This is a genomic window from Streptomyces sp. NPDC018031 (assembly GCF_044327625.1).
GTDB lineage: Bacteria > Actinomycetota > Actinomycetes > Streptomycetales > Streptomycetaceae > Streptomyces.
Window position 1 is genome coordinate 129,553 of record NZ_JBIRFT010000012.1, and the last position, 15,646, is coordinate 145,198.

Genomic DNA, 15,646 nt, shown 5'->3' on the forward strand with positions numbered 1-15,646 from the left:
GGCCCCCGCGGGTACCCGGACGGAGGCGGCAGGGGCCGGTACGCGCCCCCGGAGCGAGGAGTGAGAAGTGACGGCCGTGAGCGCCCCCGACCGCCGGATCGCCCATGACGATCCGGTGCTGCGCTACCGCGGCGCCGTCTCGCTGGAGCGCGGCGCCGGCTGGACGGCCCCGTGGCGGCTGCCGTACCGCGAGGCGGCCCTGTACCTGCCGGAGGGCGGCACCGGACGGGCGGCGTTGCCGTCCGGGGTGCGGGTCACCTTCCGCACCGACAGCCCCTTCCTGCACTGCCGTTACCAGGCCGATCCGCCACCGAGGCTGAACGGCCCCGCCGAGCGGGCCCGGCTGGACGTGGTGTGCGCGGGGCGCGCCCCGGTGACCGTCGACCTCCGGGAGACCGGCGAGGACGCTGAGTTCCGGGTGGACGGGCTGCCGGGGACGATGGGCACGGTGGCGCTGTGGCTGCCGTACTACCACCGCTTCCGGCTGCGGAGCCTGACGGTGGCCGGGGACGCCGCGGTGCGGCGCGAGGACGAGGACGGCCGCCCGCGCTGGGTGCACTACGGCAGTTCGGTCTCCCAGGGCCGGGGGGCCGCCTCGCCGAGCCGGGCCTGGGCCGCCCTGGTCGCCCGGCGGGCGGGCTGGGACCTGACCTCGCTGGCGCTGGGCGCGGCCTGCTGCCTGCAGCCGATGACGGCCCGGCTGATGCGCGACCTGCCGGCCGATCTGCTCACCATGTGTGTCGGCGTCAATGTGCAGTCGCTGGGCAGCCACAACCGGGACTCGCTCCTCGCCGCGCTCGTCGGGTTCGTCCGAACCGTCCGCGAGGGGCACCCGGACACCCCGTTCGCGGTGATGTCCTCCATCGTGGCGCCCGAACGGGAGCGGGTGCCGGGACCCTCCGGGCTCACCATGCGCGAGTGCCGGGCGCAGGTCCGGCGGGCGGTGGAGCTGCTGCGCGCCCACGGTGACGAACACCTCCACTACCTCGACGGGCTGGAGGTGTTCGGGCCGGGCTGCACCCGGCTGATGCTGGAGCCGGAGGGCACCGACCGGCTCCACCCGGCGCCCGGCGGACATCCGGTGCTCGCTTCGCGTTTCCTGGCCGTGCTGCGCCGCGGCGGGTGCGTCCCCGCGGCCGAGCGCCGGTCCCCGGCGCCCGCGGCGGCGGGGGCCCCGGCGGCCCCGCCGGCCCGTGGTTTGATCACTGCGGTCCCTTCCAGGACGGTCGGCGCACCCCGGGGCGCGCCGGTCGTGGGGACGGACGGACCGCGCAGCACGGAGCACGAGAAGCGAGGCGAACGCACATGACCCCACGGCCGGACTTCGAGCCGGGCCCGCCTCCGGGCCCTTCGCACGGCACCGCCGCACCGGCCGGGCGGCAGCGGCCGCGGGTTCCGCTGCCGGAGGTGGACGTGGTGTCCTCGGCGACGGAGTCGGGCGGCCGGCCGGCCCTGACCGTGCGGCCCGCGACCGGGACCGTGCGCGGGACGGTCCTGCACCTGCACGGCGGCGGCTACCGGATGGGCTCGCCGGCCGGCGGGGAACCGCTGTCGGCGCATCTGTCGGCGCGTACCCGCACCGAGGTCGTCTCGCCCGCCTACCGGCTCGCCCCCCGGCACCCCTTCCCGGCCGCCGTGGACGACGCCCTCGCCGGGTACCGGGAGCTGCTGGAGCGGGGCGTCGCCCCGGAACGCCTCGTCCTACTGGGCGGTTCGGCCGGGGGCGGGCTCGCGGTGGCCGTGCTGCTGGCCGCGCGCGAGGCGGGCCTGCCGCGGCCCGCGGCGGCCGTGTGCCTGTCGCCCTGGTTCGACCTGACGGTGACGGCCGACTCCTACGACCGCTGTGCGGCCCGCGATCCGATGCTCGGGCGGGCGGTGCTGCGGGAATCCGCCGAGGCGTATCTGGCGGGGGCGGACCCCCGCGACCCGCTGGCGTCGCCGCTGTTCGCCGACGAGGCGGCACTGGCCTGGCTGCCTCCGCTGCTGGTCCAGGTGGGCGAGGGGGAGGTGCTGGTCGACGACGCGACGCGGTTCGCCGCCCGGGTGGTCCAGGCCGGCGGCAGCTGCCTGGTGGAGCGCTGGCCGGACGCCACCCACGGCTGGCAGCTGTTCGTGCGGGAGAGCGCGGCGGCCGTCGAGGCGGCCGACGCGGTGGCCCGGTTCATCGACGCCCGGCTGCCCTGAGCGAGCCGGGCGGGGGCAGCCGGTGACCGGGGCGGCCGCGTGTCCCCTGGTCCGTCCCCGGGTCCGGCGGCCGACGCCGGCGGGCGGCCCGGTGCCGGCCGCCGGACGGGCGCTCGGAGCGCCCCGGGGTGGGCGGTGACCTGGCCGCGCGCCGACCGTCCCCGCCCTCGCGCACTTCCCTGACGGCGGCGGTCTTGGAACACTGCGCCCCGTCCCCTTCCCCCACCCAGGAGGCCAGGACAGATGCCCGAACTCAATCGGCGCCGCTTTCTCAGGATCGCCGGCGCGACGGCGGGCCTCCCGGCGCTGTCGAGCAGCATCGCCCGTGCGGCCGCCATTCCCGCCCGCCGCCGCTCCGGCACCATCGAGGACGTCGAGCACATCGTCGTCCTGATGCAGGAGAATCGTTCCTTCGACCACTACTTCGGGACCCTCCGGGGGGTACGCGGCTTCGGCGACCCCCGCCCGGTCACGCTGCCGACCGGGAAGCCGGTGTGGCACCAGCCGGACGGCCGCAAGGAGGTGCTGCCGTTCCGCCCGGACGACGAGGACCTGGGCATGCGGTTCATCGCGGGTCTCGACCACGACTGGGCGGGCGGCCACCAGGCGTTCCACGACGGCCGGTACGACCGGTGGATACCCGCGAAGTCGGCCCGGACGATGGCCTGCCTCACGCGTGCCGACATCCCCTTCCACTACGCGCTGGCCGACGCCTTCACGGTGTGCGACGCCTACCACTGCTCGTTCATCGGTGCCACCGACCCCAACCGCTACTACCTGTGGACCGGGCACACCGGCAACGACGGGACCGGCGGCGGCCCGGTCCTGGGCAACGAGGAGGCCGGGTACGGCTGGACGACGTACCCGGAGCGCCTGGAACGGGCCGGGATCTCGTGGAAGGTCTACCAGGACGTCGGCGACGGCCTGGACGCGGCCGGCCACTGGGGCTGGATCGAGGACGCCTACCGGGGCAACTACGGTGACAACTCGCTGCTGTACTTCACCGCCTACCGCGACGCCCGGCCCGGCGACCCGCTGTACGACAGGGCCCGCACCGGTACCGACGTGAAGAACGGCGACGGCTACTTCGACCGCCTCCGGGCCGACGTCCGGGCCGGGACGCTGCCGCAGGTCTCCTGGATCGCGGCACCCGAGGCGTTCTCCGAGCATCCGAACTGGCCCGCCAACTACGGCGCCTGGTACATCTCCCAGGTGCTCGACGCGCTCACCGCGAACCCGGAGGTGTGGAGCAGGACCGCCCTGTTCGTCACCTACGACGAGAACGACGGCTACTTCGACCACGTGGTGCCGCCCTACCCGCCGGCCTCCGCCGCGCAGGGCGCCTCCACCGTCGACACCTCGCACGAGCACTTCGCCGGCGACGCCGGCTACGCGGCCGGGAACTACGGGCTCGGGCCCCGCGTCCCGATGCTGGTGGTGTCCCCCTGGAGCACCGGTGGGTTCGTCTGCTCCGAGGTCTTCGACCACACCTCCGTCATCCGGTTCATGGAACGCCGGTTCGGGGTGGCCGAGCCGAACATCTCGCCGTGGCGGCGCGCCGTCTGCGGCGACCTGACCTCCGCCTTCGACTTCGCGCTGCAGGACACCGGACCCGCCCCGCTGCCCGGCACCGACGGCTACCGCCCACCGGACGGCGAGCGGCACCCCGACTACCTGCCCCGGCCGCCGGCCCGGCCCTCGCCGCCCCGGCAGGAGCCCGGCTCCCGGCCGACCCGCCCGCTGCCGTACGCCCCGTTCACCGACGGCGCGGCGGACCCCGGCAGCGGCCGGTTCACGCTCACCTTCGGCGGCGGTCCGCGGGCGGGGGCGTGCTTCCACGTGACCGCCGGGAACCGCGACGACGGCCCGTGGACGTACACCACCGGGGCGGGCCGGACGCTCGCCGACACCTGGAACACCGCCTACTCGCAAGGCCGCTACGACCTGACGGTGCACGGGCCGAACGGCTTCCTGCGCACCTTCGCCGGCCCCGGCACGGCCGCCGGGCCCGAGGTCACCGGGCGCCACGACGCCGCCACCGGCAACCTGTCGCTGACCCTGACCAACGCCGGCGCCCACGACGCCGAACTCACCGTCCGCGACGCCTACGGCGGCCCGCCCCGCACCTTCACGGTGCGGCCCGGGGGCACCGTGGCCCACACCGTCGATCTGCGGGCCGGCCGGCAGTGGTACGACGTGTCGGTGGTCTCCGGCGCCGACGCCGGCTTCCTGCGCCGGCTGGCCGGGCACGTGGAGACCGGCCGGGCCGGGGTGAGCGACCCGGCGACCGTCACCGGCTGAGCGGCGCGTCCGCCCGGCCCGCCGATGTGCGGCGGGCCGGCGGAGTGCGGCCGGCCGGCAGGGTGCGGCAGCGGCTTGAGCGGCCGTGCCGCGTCCGCCGCCCTACGCCCCGGTGTGCCGGGGCAGCAGCCCCCGCAGCTCGCGTTCGAACTCGTCGTAGCGCGACCGCAGTTCGGCCCCCGGCCAGTCGCCGGGCAGCAGCCGGGCGGGCAGTACCGGGTCGGTGAGGAGGTGGCGCAGGATCGCGGCGGCGACCGCGAACCGGTCCGCCGGGCCCGGCGCGCGGTCCATGGCGGCCAGCAGGTCGCGGGCCTGCCGTGCCCAGCCGGCCAGGTCCCACAGCCGGGCGGCGAGTCCGGCCGGGTCGCCGTCGGGCGCCCCGGTGAGCCAGGTGCACTGCTCGGCCAGCACCGCCGGACGCGGCCGGACCAGGTTGTCCGGCCGCAGCCAGGTCCCCTCGCGCAGCTCGGCCAGGCGCAGCTGCGCCATCGTCGAGCGGAGCGCGCCGCGTTCGGCGGCGGACCGCCGGTCCGACGTCACCACCCCGATCTCCCAGCCGCCGTGCCAGCGGCGGGTGCGCGGCGCTCGGCTGTCGTCCTGCCGGGCCTGCCGGGCGAGCAGGCGCTCGGTCAGCCGGTACATGCCCTCGTGGTGTTCCAGGTCCCCGGCGGCGACCATGCGGGTGAGGGCGACGCGCACGGTGCCTTCCGCGGTGCCGAACAACGCGCCGATCCGGACCAGGGCGCGGGCCGGCAGTTGCGGCGGGTGATGGCCGAGCAACGTGCTGAGCACGACGGAACGGGCGGTCAGCGGGCGGGTCACCGGTGCGTCGGGACCGTGCCCGGAGAGGCTGCCGGGCGCTGCGGCGCCGCCCCGGCCCGCGGTGTCGGATGCGGTGTGTTCCCTCACTCTCCGAAACCCTATCCCTTACAGTTCATCTTCACGCATGATGGAAGTGTAAGACGCATCGCCGGGCGGTGCCGCGCCCGGCCGCGCCCCGCCCATGTCCGTGTCCCGCCCGCCCGGAGGTAGCTGTGAGCGCAACGCACGAGGTCCTCAACCAGGCTCCACCGCTGATCGACTTCAGCACCGCGGACGACCCCGCCGTACGGGAGGCCCTGCGCCGGGACGGCGGCGAGTGGGGCGAGGCGGAGGTCGTCGCACTGGGCGAGCGCGCCGGATCCGCCGAGGTGCAGGACTGGGCGCGGATGGCCGAGGAGCACCCGCCGGTCCTGCACACCCACGACCGGTACGGCCACCGGGTGGACGAGGTCGAGTACCACCCGGCGTACCACCGGCTGATGGCCACCGCCGTGGAGAGCGGCCAGCACGCGGCGGCGTGGAACGAGCCCCGCCCGGGGGCCCATCTGGTGCGCGCCGCGAAGTTCTACACCTTCGCGCAGGCCGAGCCGGGGCACGGCTGCCCGGTCTCCATGACGTACGCCGCGATCCCGGCGCTGCGCGCCGAACCGGAGCTGGCCGCGGTCTACGAGCCGCTGCTCGGTTCCCGGAGCTACGACTTCGGGCTGCGCCCGCCGCTGACCAAGCGGGGGCTCATCGCCGGCATGTCGATGACCGAGAAGCAGGGCGGGTCCGACGTCCGCGCCAACACCACCGCCGCGGTGCCGGCCGGTGACGGCACCTACCTGCTCACCGGTCACAAGTGGTTCACCTCGGCCCCGATGAGCGACGTCTTCCTGACCCTGGCCCAGGCGCCGGAGGGGATCACCTGCTTCCTGGTGCCCCGGGTCCTGCCGGACGGCACCCGCAACCCGCTGCGGCTGCAGCGGCTGAAGAACAAGCTGGGCAACCGCTCCAACGCCTCCTCGGAGGTGGAGTACGAGCAGGCGGTGGCCTGGCGGGTGGGCGAACCCGGCCGGGGCGTGCGGACCATCGTGGAGATGGTCAACATCACCCGCCTGGACTGCGTCATCGGCTCGGCGGCCGGCATGCGGGCCGGGCTGCGGCAGGCACTGCACCACGCCGAGCACCGGCGGGCGTTCGGCGCCGCCCTCGTCGACCAGCCGCTGATGCGGAACGTGCTGGCCGACCTGGCGGTGGAGTCGGAGGCGGCCACGACCCTGGCGATGCGGCTGGCGGCGGCGCTGGACCGGTCCGAGGCCGGGGACGCCGCCGAGGCCGCGTTCCGCCGGCTGGCCCTGGCCGCGGGAAAGTACTGGGTGTGCAAGCGCGGCAGCACGCACGCCGCGGAGGCGCTGGAGTGCCTCGGCGGCAACGGCTACGTCGAGGACTCGGGGATGCCGCGGCTGTACCGCGAGGCGCCGCTGCTGTCGATCTGGGAGGGGTCGGGGAACGTCGCCGCGCTGGACGTGCTGCGCGCCCTGGGCCGGGAGCAGGGCGCGCTCGACGCGTTCCTCGCCGAGGTGGACACCACCGCGGGCGCCGACGCGCGGCTGGACGCGGCGGTGGCCCGCCTCCGCGACCTGCTGACGCAACTGGCCGACCCGCAGCGGGCGCAGCTGCTGGCGCGCCGGCTGGCCGAGCAGCTCACCCTGGTCCTGCAGGGCAGCCTGCTGGTCCGCCACAGCCACCCGGCGGTGGCGGACGCCTTCTGTGCCTCCCGGCTCTCCGGTGACTGGGGGAACGCGTTCGGCACCCTGCCACCCGGGGTCGAGACCGGGCCGATCCTGGACCGGGTGCGGCTCAAGGGCGACGGGTGACCGGGCCGGTCCGGGTCGAACGGGCCGGCCCGGTCACCACGGTGGTGCTCTCCCGCCCCGAGGTGCGCAACGCGGTGGACGGCCCCACGGCGGCGGCGCTGGCCGACGCCTTCCGCGGGTTCGAGGCGGACCCCGGGGCCCGGGTCGCGGTGCTGTGGGGCGAGGGCGGCACGTTCTGCTCGGGGGCCGATCTCAAGGCGATGGGCACCGGGCGGGGCAACCGGGTGGCACCGGACGGCGACGGCCCGATGGGGCCGACCCGGATGCGGCTGACCAAACCGGTGATCGCGGCGATCAGCGGGCACGCGGTCGCGGGCGGGCTGGAACTGGCGCTCTGGTGCGATCTGCGGGTCGCCGAGGAGGACGCGGTCCTCGGTGTCTTCTGCCGCCGCTGGGGCGTGCCGCTCATCGACGGCGGCACGGTGCGGCTGCCCCGGCTGATCGGCGCCGGACGGGCCATGGACCTGGTGCTGACCGGGCGCCCGGTGCCGGCCGCCGAGGCGTACACCATGGGCCTGGTGAACCGGCTGGTGCCGCCGGGCGGGTCCCGCGCGGCGGCGGAGCGGCTCGCCGCCGGGATCGCCGGGTTCCCCCAGCGGTGCCTGCGGGCCGACCGCGCCTCGCTGCTGGAGCAGGAAGGGCTGTCCGAGGAGGAGGCCCTGGCGGCCGAACTCCGGTACGGGCAGGCGGCGCTGGCCGAGGGTCTGGCCGGTGCCGCCCGCTTCGCGGCGGGGGCCGGCCGGCACGGCGACTTCCCCGACGCCCCGGTGGAGGGCCCCCGGTAGGCCCGGCCCGCCCACGAGGCCCGCCCACGGTTCCGGCCCGGTTAAACCTCCGCCCCGCGATCGGGGCGGCTTTTCCACCCATCGAGGGAATCGGCACCGCCATACGGCGGAAGCCCGTCCGGGGTGCACCACCATCTCCGACGTGAACCGATGGAAACGCGCGCGGCGTGCGGGGCTCGCCACCACCGCACTCGTCGTCGCCTCGGCCGGAGCGATGGCCGCCGCGGACACCGGCCGGGTGGCGGTGCCCGGGCTGTGCGCCACCGCCTCGGCCGGTCCCGACGGGTCCCACGCCTGGGTCGGATGGTGCCCTACGCCGACTCCCACGCCCACCCCCACGCCGACCCCCACCCCCACCCCGACGCCCACGCCGTCCCCGACGCCGACACCCACGCCGTCCCCGACCCCGACCCCCACCCCGACACCGACGCCCACGCCCACCGCGACGCCCGCACCCACCCGGCCGCCGTCCCCGACCCCGACGCCCCGCCCGCCCCGGCCGACGCCCGCCCGCCCCTCGGTCCGGCCCGCTCCCCCGGCCTCCGAGCCCCCGCCGTCCCCGGTGCCGCCCCGGGCCGCGCCGCAGGCACCCCGGCCGTCCGCGACGTCCCGGCCCGCGCCGTCGTCCGCACCGAGCCGCGCCCTGGTGCCGCGCGCCCACCACAAGCCCCCGCGCCGGTCGCCCGAGCGCGGCGCCTCGCTGGTCACCACCACCCTGCTGATCACCGCGCCCGCCGTACTCGCGGCCGCCATCCTCCGACCCCGCTCCCGCGGCGCCTCCGGTGGCCGCGGGCGACGCTGACGACCCGGGAGGTCCGTTCGATGTCCGAATGGCTGGTGCTGCTGCTCGCGATGGCCGCGGCCTGCTCGGTGGTCCTGGCGATCACCGTGCTCAAGGAGCGCCGGGTGGGTGACGACTACGACCCGTCCGAGACCCCGGACGTCATCGAGTACATGACGATGATGGTGGGGGTGGTGTACGCGATCGTGCTGGGCCTGGCGATCGCCGGTGTCTGGGAGGCCCGCGGGGCCGCCCAGGACGGGGTGCGGCTGGAGGCGCAGGCGCTGTACGAGGTGAGCGAGCGCGCCGCCGCCTACCCCGCTCCGGTCCGGGACCGGATCCGCGCGGACGTCCGGGCCTATGTGGACCACGTGGTCCACACCGAATGGCAGGTGATGATCGACAAGGGCGAGCTGACCGACCGCGGTGACACGCTGCTGCGGACGATCCGCCGGGACGTGACCGACCACGTTCCGCGCGGCGAGGTGGCGGCGCAGACCTACCAGCCGCTGGTGGACCAGGTCGCCGCGGTCTCCGACGCCCGGGGCGCGCGGGAGCAGAGCGCGGGGCCGACGATGCCCGGGGTGGTGTGGTTCGGGCTGGTCCTGGGGGCGGTGCTGACCGTGGGCCTGATCTTCACCCTGCAGATCCGCCGGTCGCCGCGGGAGCTGATGCTCTCGGGGCTGTTCAGCATGCTCATCGCGTTCCTGCTCTTCCTGGTCTGGGACTTCGACGCACCGTTCGGCCGGTCGGTGGGGGACACCTCGGGACCGTTCACCGATCTGTTTCCCACCTGACCGGCAGGTGCTTGAGCCCGTTCTGGAAGTTGGAGGTGAGCCGGACCGCCGGGCCGTCGCGCCGCAGTCCGGGCAGCCCCTGGAGGGTGCCGCGCAGCATGGCCCGCATCTGGACGCGGGCCAGCCGCGCGCCCGGACAGAAGTGCGGGCCATGGCCGAAACTGAGGTGGTCGCCGGCGTTCGGCCGGGTGATGTCGAACCGGTCGGGGTCGGTGAAGACCGTCTCGTCCCGGTTGGCGGAGGCGTGGTAGACCACGACCTTCTCGCCCCGCCGGATCAGCCGGCCGCCGAGTTCGACGTCACGGGTGGCGGTGCGCCGGAAGTGGATCACCGGCGGCCAGTGCCGGAGCATCTCCTCCACGGCCCCGTCGACGAGTTCCGGCCGGCGCAGCAGCAGCGCGTGCTGCCCGGGATGGTCCAGCAGGGTCAGCAGGCCGCCCGGAATGCCGTTGCGCAGCGTCTCGTTGCCCGCGACGGCGAAGAGGAAGAACATGTTCTCGAACTCGTCACGGGTGAGCCCGCCCTGCCGTGCTCTGGCCAGCACACTGCCCGGGCGGGGCCGCTCCGCCAGGGCGTGGGCGTAGCCGAACATGTCGCTCAGCGCCTCCCGGGAGCGGGGGTTCACCGGGCGCCCGTCGGGCCGGGTGAGGGTGGCCGGCCGGTGGGCGATCGCGGCACGGCCCATCGGGCTGAGGTCCCCGGTGGCGGCGGTGTCCGACCGCGCGTGCTCGGCGTCCTGGTAGCCGATCACCCGGTCGGCCCAGTCGAACAGCAACCGGCGGTCGCGTTCCGGCACGCCCATGAGGTGCGCCAGGGTCCACACCGGCAGGTCGGCCGCGAGGGCCACGAAGTCCGTCCGGCCGTCCGCCGCCACCTCCGCCACCAGCGCCCGCGCCCGGGCCTCGATGACCGACTCCAGCTCCCGCACCGCCCGGGGGGTGAAGGCCGCGGCGACGATCCGCCGCAGTCTGGAGTGGCCCCGCGGCGTGCCCTCCGCGGTGGGCGGGGCGGGGTCCTGATTGAGCATCATCGCCCGGACGAACTCCAGGTCCCGCTCGGTGTCGGGGTCGCGGATCTGGGTGGCTCCGAGGTACGAGGAGAAGACGTCGGGGCTGCGCAGCACCCGCTTGACGTCCCGGTGGCGGAACACCGCCCAGTAGCCGGGCCCCGGGGGCCAGGGCCCGACGGCCGGCTCGTCGATCCAGCAGACGGGGCCGGTCCTGCGCAGTTCCCGGAACGTCGCGTAGGGCACCCCGGTGGTGTAGGTGTCCGGCAGGAACACCTCGACCGGGCCGCGCGGCCGCCCGGCGGCCGACGGTGCGCCGGAAGGCGGGTCGGGTGCGGTTGCCGTCATCGTGCCGTCCTCCGGGGCCGGGCGGACGCGGCTGCCCGCCGGACGGCGCCACGCTAGTCACCGGCCGGCCGGTTCCGCCAGGCCGCGGCGGACCGCGGTGCCCCGGGGGCGCAGCGAGGCGGCGGCGCCCGTTCGGGGCCGCGCGCCGGGCCGTCCCGACGGGAAAGCCCCGGGCCGTCCGGGCCGGGACGGCCCGGGGCTCCCTGGGCCGGTCAGCCGACGGGGACCGGCAGGATGCGGCGCAGCGGGTCCTCCGGCAGCCTGCCGTGGCGCTTCCACTCCCGGGGGTAGCCGACCGAGACCTCCTGGAAGCGCACCCCGTCCTCGACGGTGGTGCGCGGGATGTGCAGGTGCCCGTAGACCACCGTCTCGGCGCGGAAGCGCACATGCCAGTCGGCGGTGAGTTCGCTGCCGCACCACAGGGCGAAGTCCGGATAGCGGAGCACCTGGGTGGGCAGCCGGGTGAGCGGCCAGTGGTTGATCAGGACCGTCTTGCGCGCCGGGTCGCAGGCCGCCAGCCGCCGCTCGGTCTCGGCGATGCGGGCCCGGCACCAGGCGTCGATGGTGGGGTACGGGTCGGGGTGCAGGAAGTGCTCGTCGGTGCAGACCACGCCCACCTCGTGGGCGTGGGCGAGCGCCGCCTCCTTGGTGTCGATGCCGGGCAGCCGGAACGTGTAGTCGTAGAGCAGGAAGAGCGGGGCGATGGTCAGCGGCCCGCCGTTGCCCTCCCACACCGGGTACGGGTCCTCCGGGGTCACCACCCCCTTGGACCGGCACATGTCGACGAGGTGCTGGTAGCGGGCGACGCCGCGCGCTTCGAGGGGGTCCTTCGGGTGGGTCCACAGCTCGTGGTTCCCCGGCACCCAGATGACCTTGGCGAATCGTTCGCTCAGCAGTCCCAGGGCCCACTCGATGTCGCTGAACACCTCGCCGACGTCGCCGGCGACGATCACCCAGTCGTCGTCGGAGCCCGGCCGCAGCCGCTCCACGATCGCCCGGTTCTCCTCGTAGGCCACGTGCAGGTCGCTGATGGCGAGAAGCTCGCCCCGGTGCGTGCCGCCCATTACTTCTCCTGTCGTACGGTGCCGGTCGTCGTGCGGTGCTCCGCGGCCGGGCGGTCGATCACTGCCCCGGTGCCGGCGTTAGCCTCGCAGATGTGATGAACGAATCGCCCGCGTCGTTCGAACGCGGTACGGACGGGCCCAAGGTCGTCCTCGTCGGCGTGGACGGCTCGGACTCCTCCTGGCGCGCCGCGGCCTACGCGGCCGGGCTGGCCCGGCGGCAGCACGCGCTGCTCGCCGTCGTCTACGTACAGCCCCTGCCGGCCGCGACCGCGGTGCTCGGGGGCGCCGTCGTGGAGGTCACCGAGGAGATCGCGGAAGAGCTCAGGGCCGAGATGGAGCGGGCCGCGGAGCGGCTGCGCGGCATCTTCGAGCTGCGCTGGGAGTTCCACACCCTCCGGGGCGACCCGTACAGCGGTCTGGTGGCGGCCGCGGACGACCTGAAGGCCGACGCCGTGGTGGTGGGCGCCTCGGAACAGGCGGGTCACCGGATCGTCGGCTCGGTGGCGGTGCGGCTGGTCAAGGCGGGCCGCTGGCCGGTGACCGTGGTCCCCTGACCGGGCCCGGGGCGGCCGCCGCCGGCGCGGGGTCCGGGTCGCGAACCCCGGGCCGGCCGGGGGCAGCACGCCGCCCGGCTCGCGCGGCGGTACCGGTTGGGGCACCGTGGGAGGAGCGACCGGACCATCACACGGAGCGGGGAGGCCGCCATGTCGCACCACACCTACCGGGTGACCGAGATCGTCGGCACGTCGCACGAGGGCCTCGACGACGCGATCCGCAACGGCATCGGACGCGCCGCGCAGACCCTGCGGAACCTGGACTGGTTCGAGGTCGGCCAGATCCGCGGGCACATCGAGAACGGCGCCGTCGCGCACTACCAGGTGTACATGAAGGTCGGCTTCCGGCTGGAGGACGCGCACACCGGCCCCGACGCCTCCTGAGGCGGCCGGCTCAGCCACCGCACCCGTGCCTTCCCATGTCTCCCCCGTCTCTCCCGCGTTCCGGAAGTCCGCCCGGCCGGCGGCCGGTTCCTTCCATCATGACCGATCATCAGCCTACGGGAGATCATTCCCTCGGACGCGAGCCCGTCACCGGCGCGGGCCGTCCTCCACGGTGGCGTCCCAGTCGATGCGGTGGCCGGTGAGCCAGGCGTCCGCCCCGGCGCCGCCCCGGTCCAGCCGGCGGGGCAGGACCGTGTCCCGGACCATCCGGCCCAGCGCGCCCGGGGTGGTCTGGCGGGCCATCGCCGCGCTGGTGGCGACCACCCGCTCGACGCGCTCCCGGCGGATGCGTTCGAAGGCCGCGAAGGCCCTGCGGCGCGGCAGGTCACGCAGGCAGGCGGCGAGCACCACGCCGTCCTCCATCGCCATCGAGGCCCCCTGGGCGGCGTTGGGGGCGGCGGCGTGGGCCGCGTCCCCGATGACGATCATGGCGTCGCCGTACCAGTTGGGGATGGTGGCGAGGTCGTAGGCGTTGCTGGCCACGATGGTGTCGCCGGTGGCGCGGATGATGTCCGCGGCCGGGGTGCGGTCCTCGGCGAACAGCTCGGTGAGCCGCTCCCGCCACTGCTCCGGGGTGACGGCGGCCAGTTCGGCCCGGGGCAGTTCGGGGCCCGGGGCGTTGGCGAACCACCACACCTCGCCGTCCGGGGCCACGGTGCAGCCGAAGAAGGCCCGCTTGCCGTAGATCATGGTGTACGCGCCGGGCCCGGGCGGTTCCGGGACGTCGCGGGTGAAGCCGCAGACGGTGGTCTGCCCGGTGAAGCGCGGCCGGGGCGCCGCCGCGTCGATCATCTTCCGGGTGAGGGAGTGGATGCCGTCGGCACCGATGAGGATGTCGCCCTGCGCCCGGCCCCCGTCGGCGAACGAGGCGACGATCCGGCCGTTGGGCGCGGTGTGGGCGGCGGCGAACCGCTTGCCGTGCTCGATGCGGACGCCGCGCCGGTCCGCCTCCTCGTGCAGTACCCGGTAGAGCGTGGCGCGCTTCAGGGTGCGCGCGCCGGTTCCCTCCCCTGCCCCGGCGATCTCCCGGGACCCCAGCCGCTTCCCGGTGTTGCTGATGAAGTCCACCCGGTCCGCGGGGAAGGAGGCGTCGATCACCGGCTGGTGCGCGTCGATGGCGCGCAGTGCCTCCAGCCCGTTGGCGAACACGGTGAGGAACGCCCCGGCGTCGTCCGCGCCGCTGGCGTGCGACTCGTGGACGACGGTGCGGATCCCCGCCTTCTGCAGGGCCATGGCGGTCACCACTCCGGCGACACCGCCACCGATGATCAGGGCGTCGGTCATGCTGTGCTGCTCCATGCGCTGGGTCGGGCGGCGTGCCGCGGCAGCGCTTACAGGGTGGTGCCGGACCGTCCGCCCGCGGACGGTCGCGGGCCGACCCGCGCCGCTGCGCCGCAGCTTAGAGCGGTCGGGGCGGGGGTGTGGCGCCGGCACCGGAACTGGCGGGGCGGCGCGGGGCGGTTCGGGACGGCTTGGCCGTCATGTCGCTTCGGCCACCGCGCCCCGGGGTGCCTCCGGCGGCCTCGGGGGCCCGCCGCGGGGGCGGGTGGGGTGCCGGGCGGCGGCGGGCCGGAGCGGGGCCACCCGGCCGCGCGGAGCGGGGGTCAGCGGTCGTCCTCGGCGTAGACGATCACCTGCTGGGGGCGGAGCACGCGGCCGCGCCAGACGAAGCCGTGCCGCACGGTCTCGGCGATCGAGCCGACCGGCCGGCCGTCATCGGCCGGCCGGCGGCCGACGATCTCGTGCCGGGCCGGGTCGACGGGCCCTTCGTCGTGCAGGTCGGCCACCTCGCAGACGGCGAAGAGCCGGATCAGCCGGCCGTCGAGCCAGCGCAGCGCGATCTGCGCCTGTTCCGGCTCGGCGGGCCGCCCGTCGTCCCGGAGGAGATCGCCCAGCCAGTCGGCGAGCAGCAGCAGTTCGGGCACGACGGGGTGCGGGTGTTCGGCGTCCGCGCGCCGGATCAGCTCCTCGGCCCGGAGTTCCGCGGCCTCCGCGCGCAGCCGGGCGTTCTCCTCGCGCAGGCGCGCGACCCGGCGTCCGGGCAGTGGGTTCCAGAGCATCGTCGTCTCCCCCTTGGCGATGTCCGCGGAGATCGCCGACGGCGTTGGTTCGTCCTGGTTCGGTGTCAGCGGCGGGCCATGGCAGCCTCCGGGCCGGGCGGCGGGGATGCCCAGTGTGCCGCTCCCCCACCGGCTCGTACAGCACATCGTCGGATTTACCGACCGGCGTGTCGGAGGCGGTTCCGGCGGCGCCCGGGACGGTCGCCGGGCGGCCGGTTCCGGCCACCTCGGCGCTCGGGCCCCCGGCCGCTCTCCCACCGGACACCCGGACCTGATATCCCAGTAGGCGATCACCGGACTTTCGGAGGGAAGCTCATGACCAACCCGTTCGAGAACCCCGACGCCACGTATCTCGTGCTCGTCAACGCCGAGGGGCAGCACTCCCTGTGGCCCTCCTTCGCCGAGGTGCCCGACGGCTGGACGGTCGCCCTGGCGGAGACCGGCCGCCAGGAGTGCCTGGACTACATAGAGGCGAACTGGACCGACATGCGGCCGCTGAGCCTGGTGCGGGCGATGGACGGCGCGTCCTGAGCCGCCGCGGGGCCGGGCGCGGGGCGGGCCCCCCCCCCCCCCCCCCCCCCCCCGCCCGGGCCGGCGCGCCCCCCCCCCCCCCCCCCCCCCCCCCCCACAAAAAAAAACCC

Annotated in this window: 15 protein-coding genes; 10 read left to right on the plus strand and 5 right to left on the minus strand. The window is 75.6% G+C overall.

The genetic code is table 11. From position 1 onward, the window contains the following. Window positions 1–67 precede the first annotated feature (67 nt). The 3 genes from ACH4B3_RS24375 (at window position 68) to ACH4B3_RS24385 (ending at window position 4,485) form a co-directional block, all read left to right on the plus strand. Entirely contained in the window at window positions 68–1,309 is a 1,242-nt protein-coding gene (locus ACH4B3_RS24375; RefSeq protein ID WP_398466000.1) for an SGNH/GDSL hydrolase family protein, read from the plus strand. Beyond that, complete coding sequence (locus ACH4B3_RS24380) at window positions 1,306–2,184, plus strand: alpha/beta hydrolase (protein WP_398466002.1); 879 nt, start codon at window positions 1,306–1,308, stop codon at window positions 2,182–2,184. Before ACH4B3_RS24375 ends, ACH4B3_RS24380 begins: the two co-directional genes overlap by 4 nt. Window positions 2,185–2,427: 243 nt before the next feature. Then, window positions 2,428–4,485 carry a phosphocholine-specific phospholipase C gene (locus ACH4B3_RS24385; protein ID WP_398466004.1) on the plus strand — a complete coding sequence of 686 codons (2,058 nt, stop codon included), beginning with the start codon at window positions 2,428–2,430 and terminating at the stop codon, window positions 4,483–4,485. A gap of 102 nt (window positions 4,486–4,587) precedes the next feature. Here the strand turns inward: ACH4B3_RS24385 and ACH4B3_RS24390 are convergent, their stop codons facing one another. Continuing rightward, entirely contained in the window at window positions 4,588–5,307 is a 720-nt protein-coding gene (locus ACH4B3_RS24390; protein ID WP_398466150.1) for a PaaX family transcriptional regulator C-terminal domain-containing protein, read from the minus strand. A 212-nt stretch (window positions 5,308–5,519) separates the two neighbouring features. Here ACH4B3_RS24390 and ACH4B3_RS24395 point away from each other — a divergent pair, with 212 nt between their 5' ends. The 4 genes from ACH4B3_RS24395 (at window position 5,520) to ACH4B3_RS24410 (ending at window position 9,529) form a co-directional block, all read left to right on the plus strand. Beyond that, the gene (locus ACH4B3_RS24395) at window positions 5,520–7,166 is read left to right on the plus strand and encodes an acyl-CoA dehydrogenase family protein (RefSeq protein WP_398466006.1); all 1,647 of its coding nucleotides are present in this window, start codon (window positions 5,520–5,522) and stop codon (window positions 7,164–7,166) included. Continuing rightward, complete coding sequence (locus ACH4B3_RS24400) at window positions 7,163–7,951, plus strand: crotonase/enoyl-CoA hydratase family protein (protein WP_398466008.1); 789 nt, start codon at window positions 7,163–7,165, stop codon at window positions 7,949–7,951. Before ACH4B3_RS24395 ends, ACH4B3_RS24400 begins: the two co-directional genes overlap by 4 nt. Window positions 7,952–8,597: 646 nt before the next feature. Then, window positions 8,598–8,753 carry a hypothetical protein gene (locus ACH4B3_RS24405; protein WP_398466010.1) on the plus strand — a complete coding sequence of 52 codons (156 nt, stop codon included), beginning with the start codon at window positions 8,598–8,600 and terminating at the stop codon, window positions 8,751–8,753. Between the two features lie 20 nt (window positions 8,754–8,773). Beyond that, on the plus strand, window positions 8,774–9,529 hold the full coding sequence (locus ACH4B3_RS24410; RefSeq protein ID WP_398466012.1) for a hypothetical protein: 756 nt from the start codon (window positions 8,774–8,776) through the stop codon (window positions 9,527–9,529). Here the strand turns inward: ACH4B3_RS24410 and ACH4B3_RS24415 are convergent. Together ACH4B3_RS24415 and ACH4B3_RS24420 are read right to left on the minus strand one after the other, a co-directional pair. Then, complete coding sequence (locus ACH4B3_RS24415; RefSeq protein ID WP_398466014.1) at window positions 9,507–10,883, minus strand: cytochrome P450; 1,377 nt, start codon at window positions 10,881–10,883, stop codon at window positions 9,507–9,509. The two genes, ACH4B3_RS24410 and ACH4B3_RS24415, sit on opposite strands and share 23 nt — an antisense overlap. Window positions 10,884–11,095: 212 nt before the next feature. Continuing rightward, window positions 11,096–11,947: a metallophosphoesterase family protein gene (locus ACH4B3_RS24420; protein WP_398466016.1), complete on the minus strand. Its 852-nt coding sequence runs from the start codon at window positions 11,945–11,947 to the stop codon at window positions 11,096–11,098. A gap of 95 nt (window positions 11,948–12,042) precedes the next feature. On the opposite strand from ACH4B3_RS24420, the gene ACH4B3_RS24425 reads away from it, so the two are divergent. Together ACH4B3_RS24425 and ACH4B3_RS24430 are read left to right on the plus strand one after the other, a co-directional pair. Beyond that, on the plus strand, window positions 12,043–12,501 hold the full coding sequence (locus ACH4B3_RS24425) for a universal stress protein (RefSeq protein WP_398466018.1): 459 nt from the start codon (window positions 12,043–12,045) through the stop codon (window positions 12,499–12,501). A gap of 150 nt (window positions 12,502–12,651) precedes the next feature. After that, window positions 12,652–12,885: a dodecin gene (locus ACH4B3_RS24430; protein WP_398466020.1), complete on the plus strand. Its 234-nt coding sequence runs from the start codon at window positions 12,652–12,654 to the stop codon at window positions 12,883–12,885. A gap of 147 nt (window positions 12,886–13,032) precedes the next feature. Here the strand turns inward: ACH4B3_RS24430 and ACH4B3_RS24435 are convergent, their stop codons facing one another. Beyond that, window positions 13,033–14,229 carry an FAD-dependent monooxygenase gene (locus ACH4B3_RS24435; RefSeq protein ID WP_398466022.1) on the minus strand — a complete coding sequence of 399 codons (1,197 nt, stop codon included), beginning with the start codon at window positions 14,227–14,229 and terminating at the stop codon, window positions 13,033–13,035. Between the two features lie 320 nt (window positions 14,230–14,549). Continuing rightward, entirely contained in the window at window positions 14,550–15,005 is a 456-nt protein-coding gene (gene grpE / locus ACH4B3_RS24440; protein ID WP_398466024.1) for a nucleotide exchange factor GrpE, read from the minus strand. A gap of 315 nt (window positions 15,006–15,320) precedes the next feature. On the opposite strand from grpE, the gene ACH4B3_RS24445 reads away from it, so the two are divergent. After that, a complete protein-coding gene (locus ACH4B3_RS24445; RefSeq protein ID WP_398466025.1) occupies window positions 15,321–15,536 on the plus strand; it encodes an MbtH family protein in 216 nt (71 codons plus the stop codon). Window positions 15,537–15,646 lie beyond the last annotated feature (110 nt).

Excerpts from the sequence above, each read along its gene's own strand:
- ACH4B3_RS24420 (WP_398466016.1), bottom strand. The coding sequence starts at position 11,947 with ATGGGCGGCACGCACCGGGGCGAGCTTCTCGCCATCAGCGACCTGCAC.
- ACH4B3_RS24430 (WP_398466020.1), top strand. The coding sequence starts at position 12,652 with ATGTCGCACCACACCTACCGGGTGACCGAGATCGTCGGCACGTCGCAC.
- ACH4B3_RS24435 (WP_398466022.1), bottom strand. The coding sequence starts at position 14,229 with ATGACCGACGCCCTGATCATCGGTGGCGGTGTCGCCGGAGTGGTGACC.
- ACH4B3_RS24385 (WP_398466004.1), top strand. The coding sequence starts at position 2,428 with ATGCCCGAACTCAATCGGCGCCGCTTTCTCAGGATCGCCGGCGCGACG.
- ACH4B3_RS24445 (WP_398466025.1), top strand. The coding sequence starts at position 15,321 with ATGACCAACCCGTTCGAGAACCCCGACGCCACGTATCTCGTGCTCGTC.
- ACH4B3_RS24410 (WP_398466012.1), top strand. The coding sequence starts at position 8,774 with ATGTCCGAATGGCTGGTGCTGCTGCTCGCGATGGCCGCGGCCTGCTCG.
- ACH4B3_RS24380 (WP_398466002.1), top strand. The coding sequence starts at position 1,306 with ATGACCCCACGGCCGGACTTCGAGCCGGGCCCGCCTCCGGGCCCTTCG.
- ACH4B3_RS24425 (WP_398466018.1), top strand. The coding sequence starts at position 12,043 with ATGAACGAATCGCCCGCGTCGTTCGAACGCGGTACGGACGGGCCCAAG.
- grpE (WP_398466024.1), bottom strand. The coding sequence starts at position 15,005 with ATGCTCTGGAACCCACTGCCCGGACGCCGGGTCGCGCGCCTGCGCGAG.
- ACH4B3_RS24415 (WP_398466014.1), bottom strand. The coding sequence starts at position 10,883 with ATGACGGCAACCGCACCCGACCCGCCTTCCGGCGCACCGTCGGCCGCC.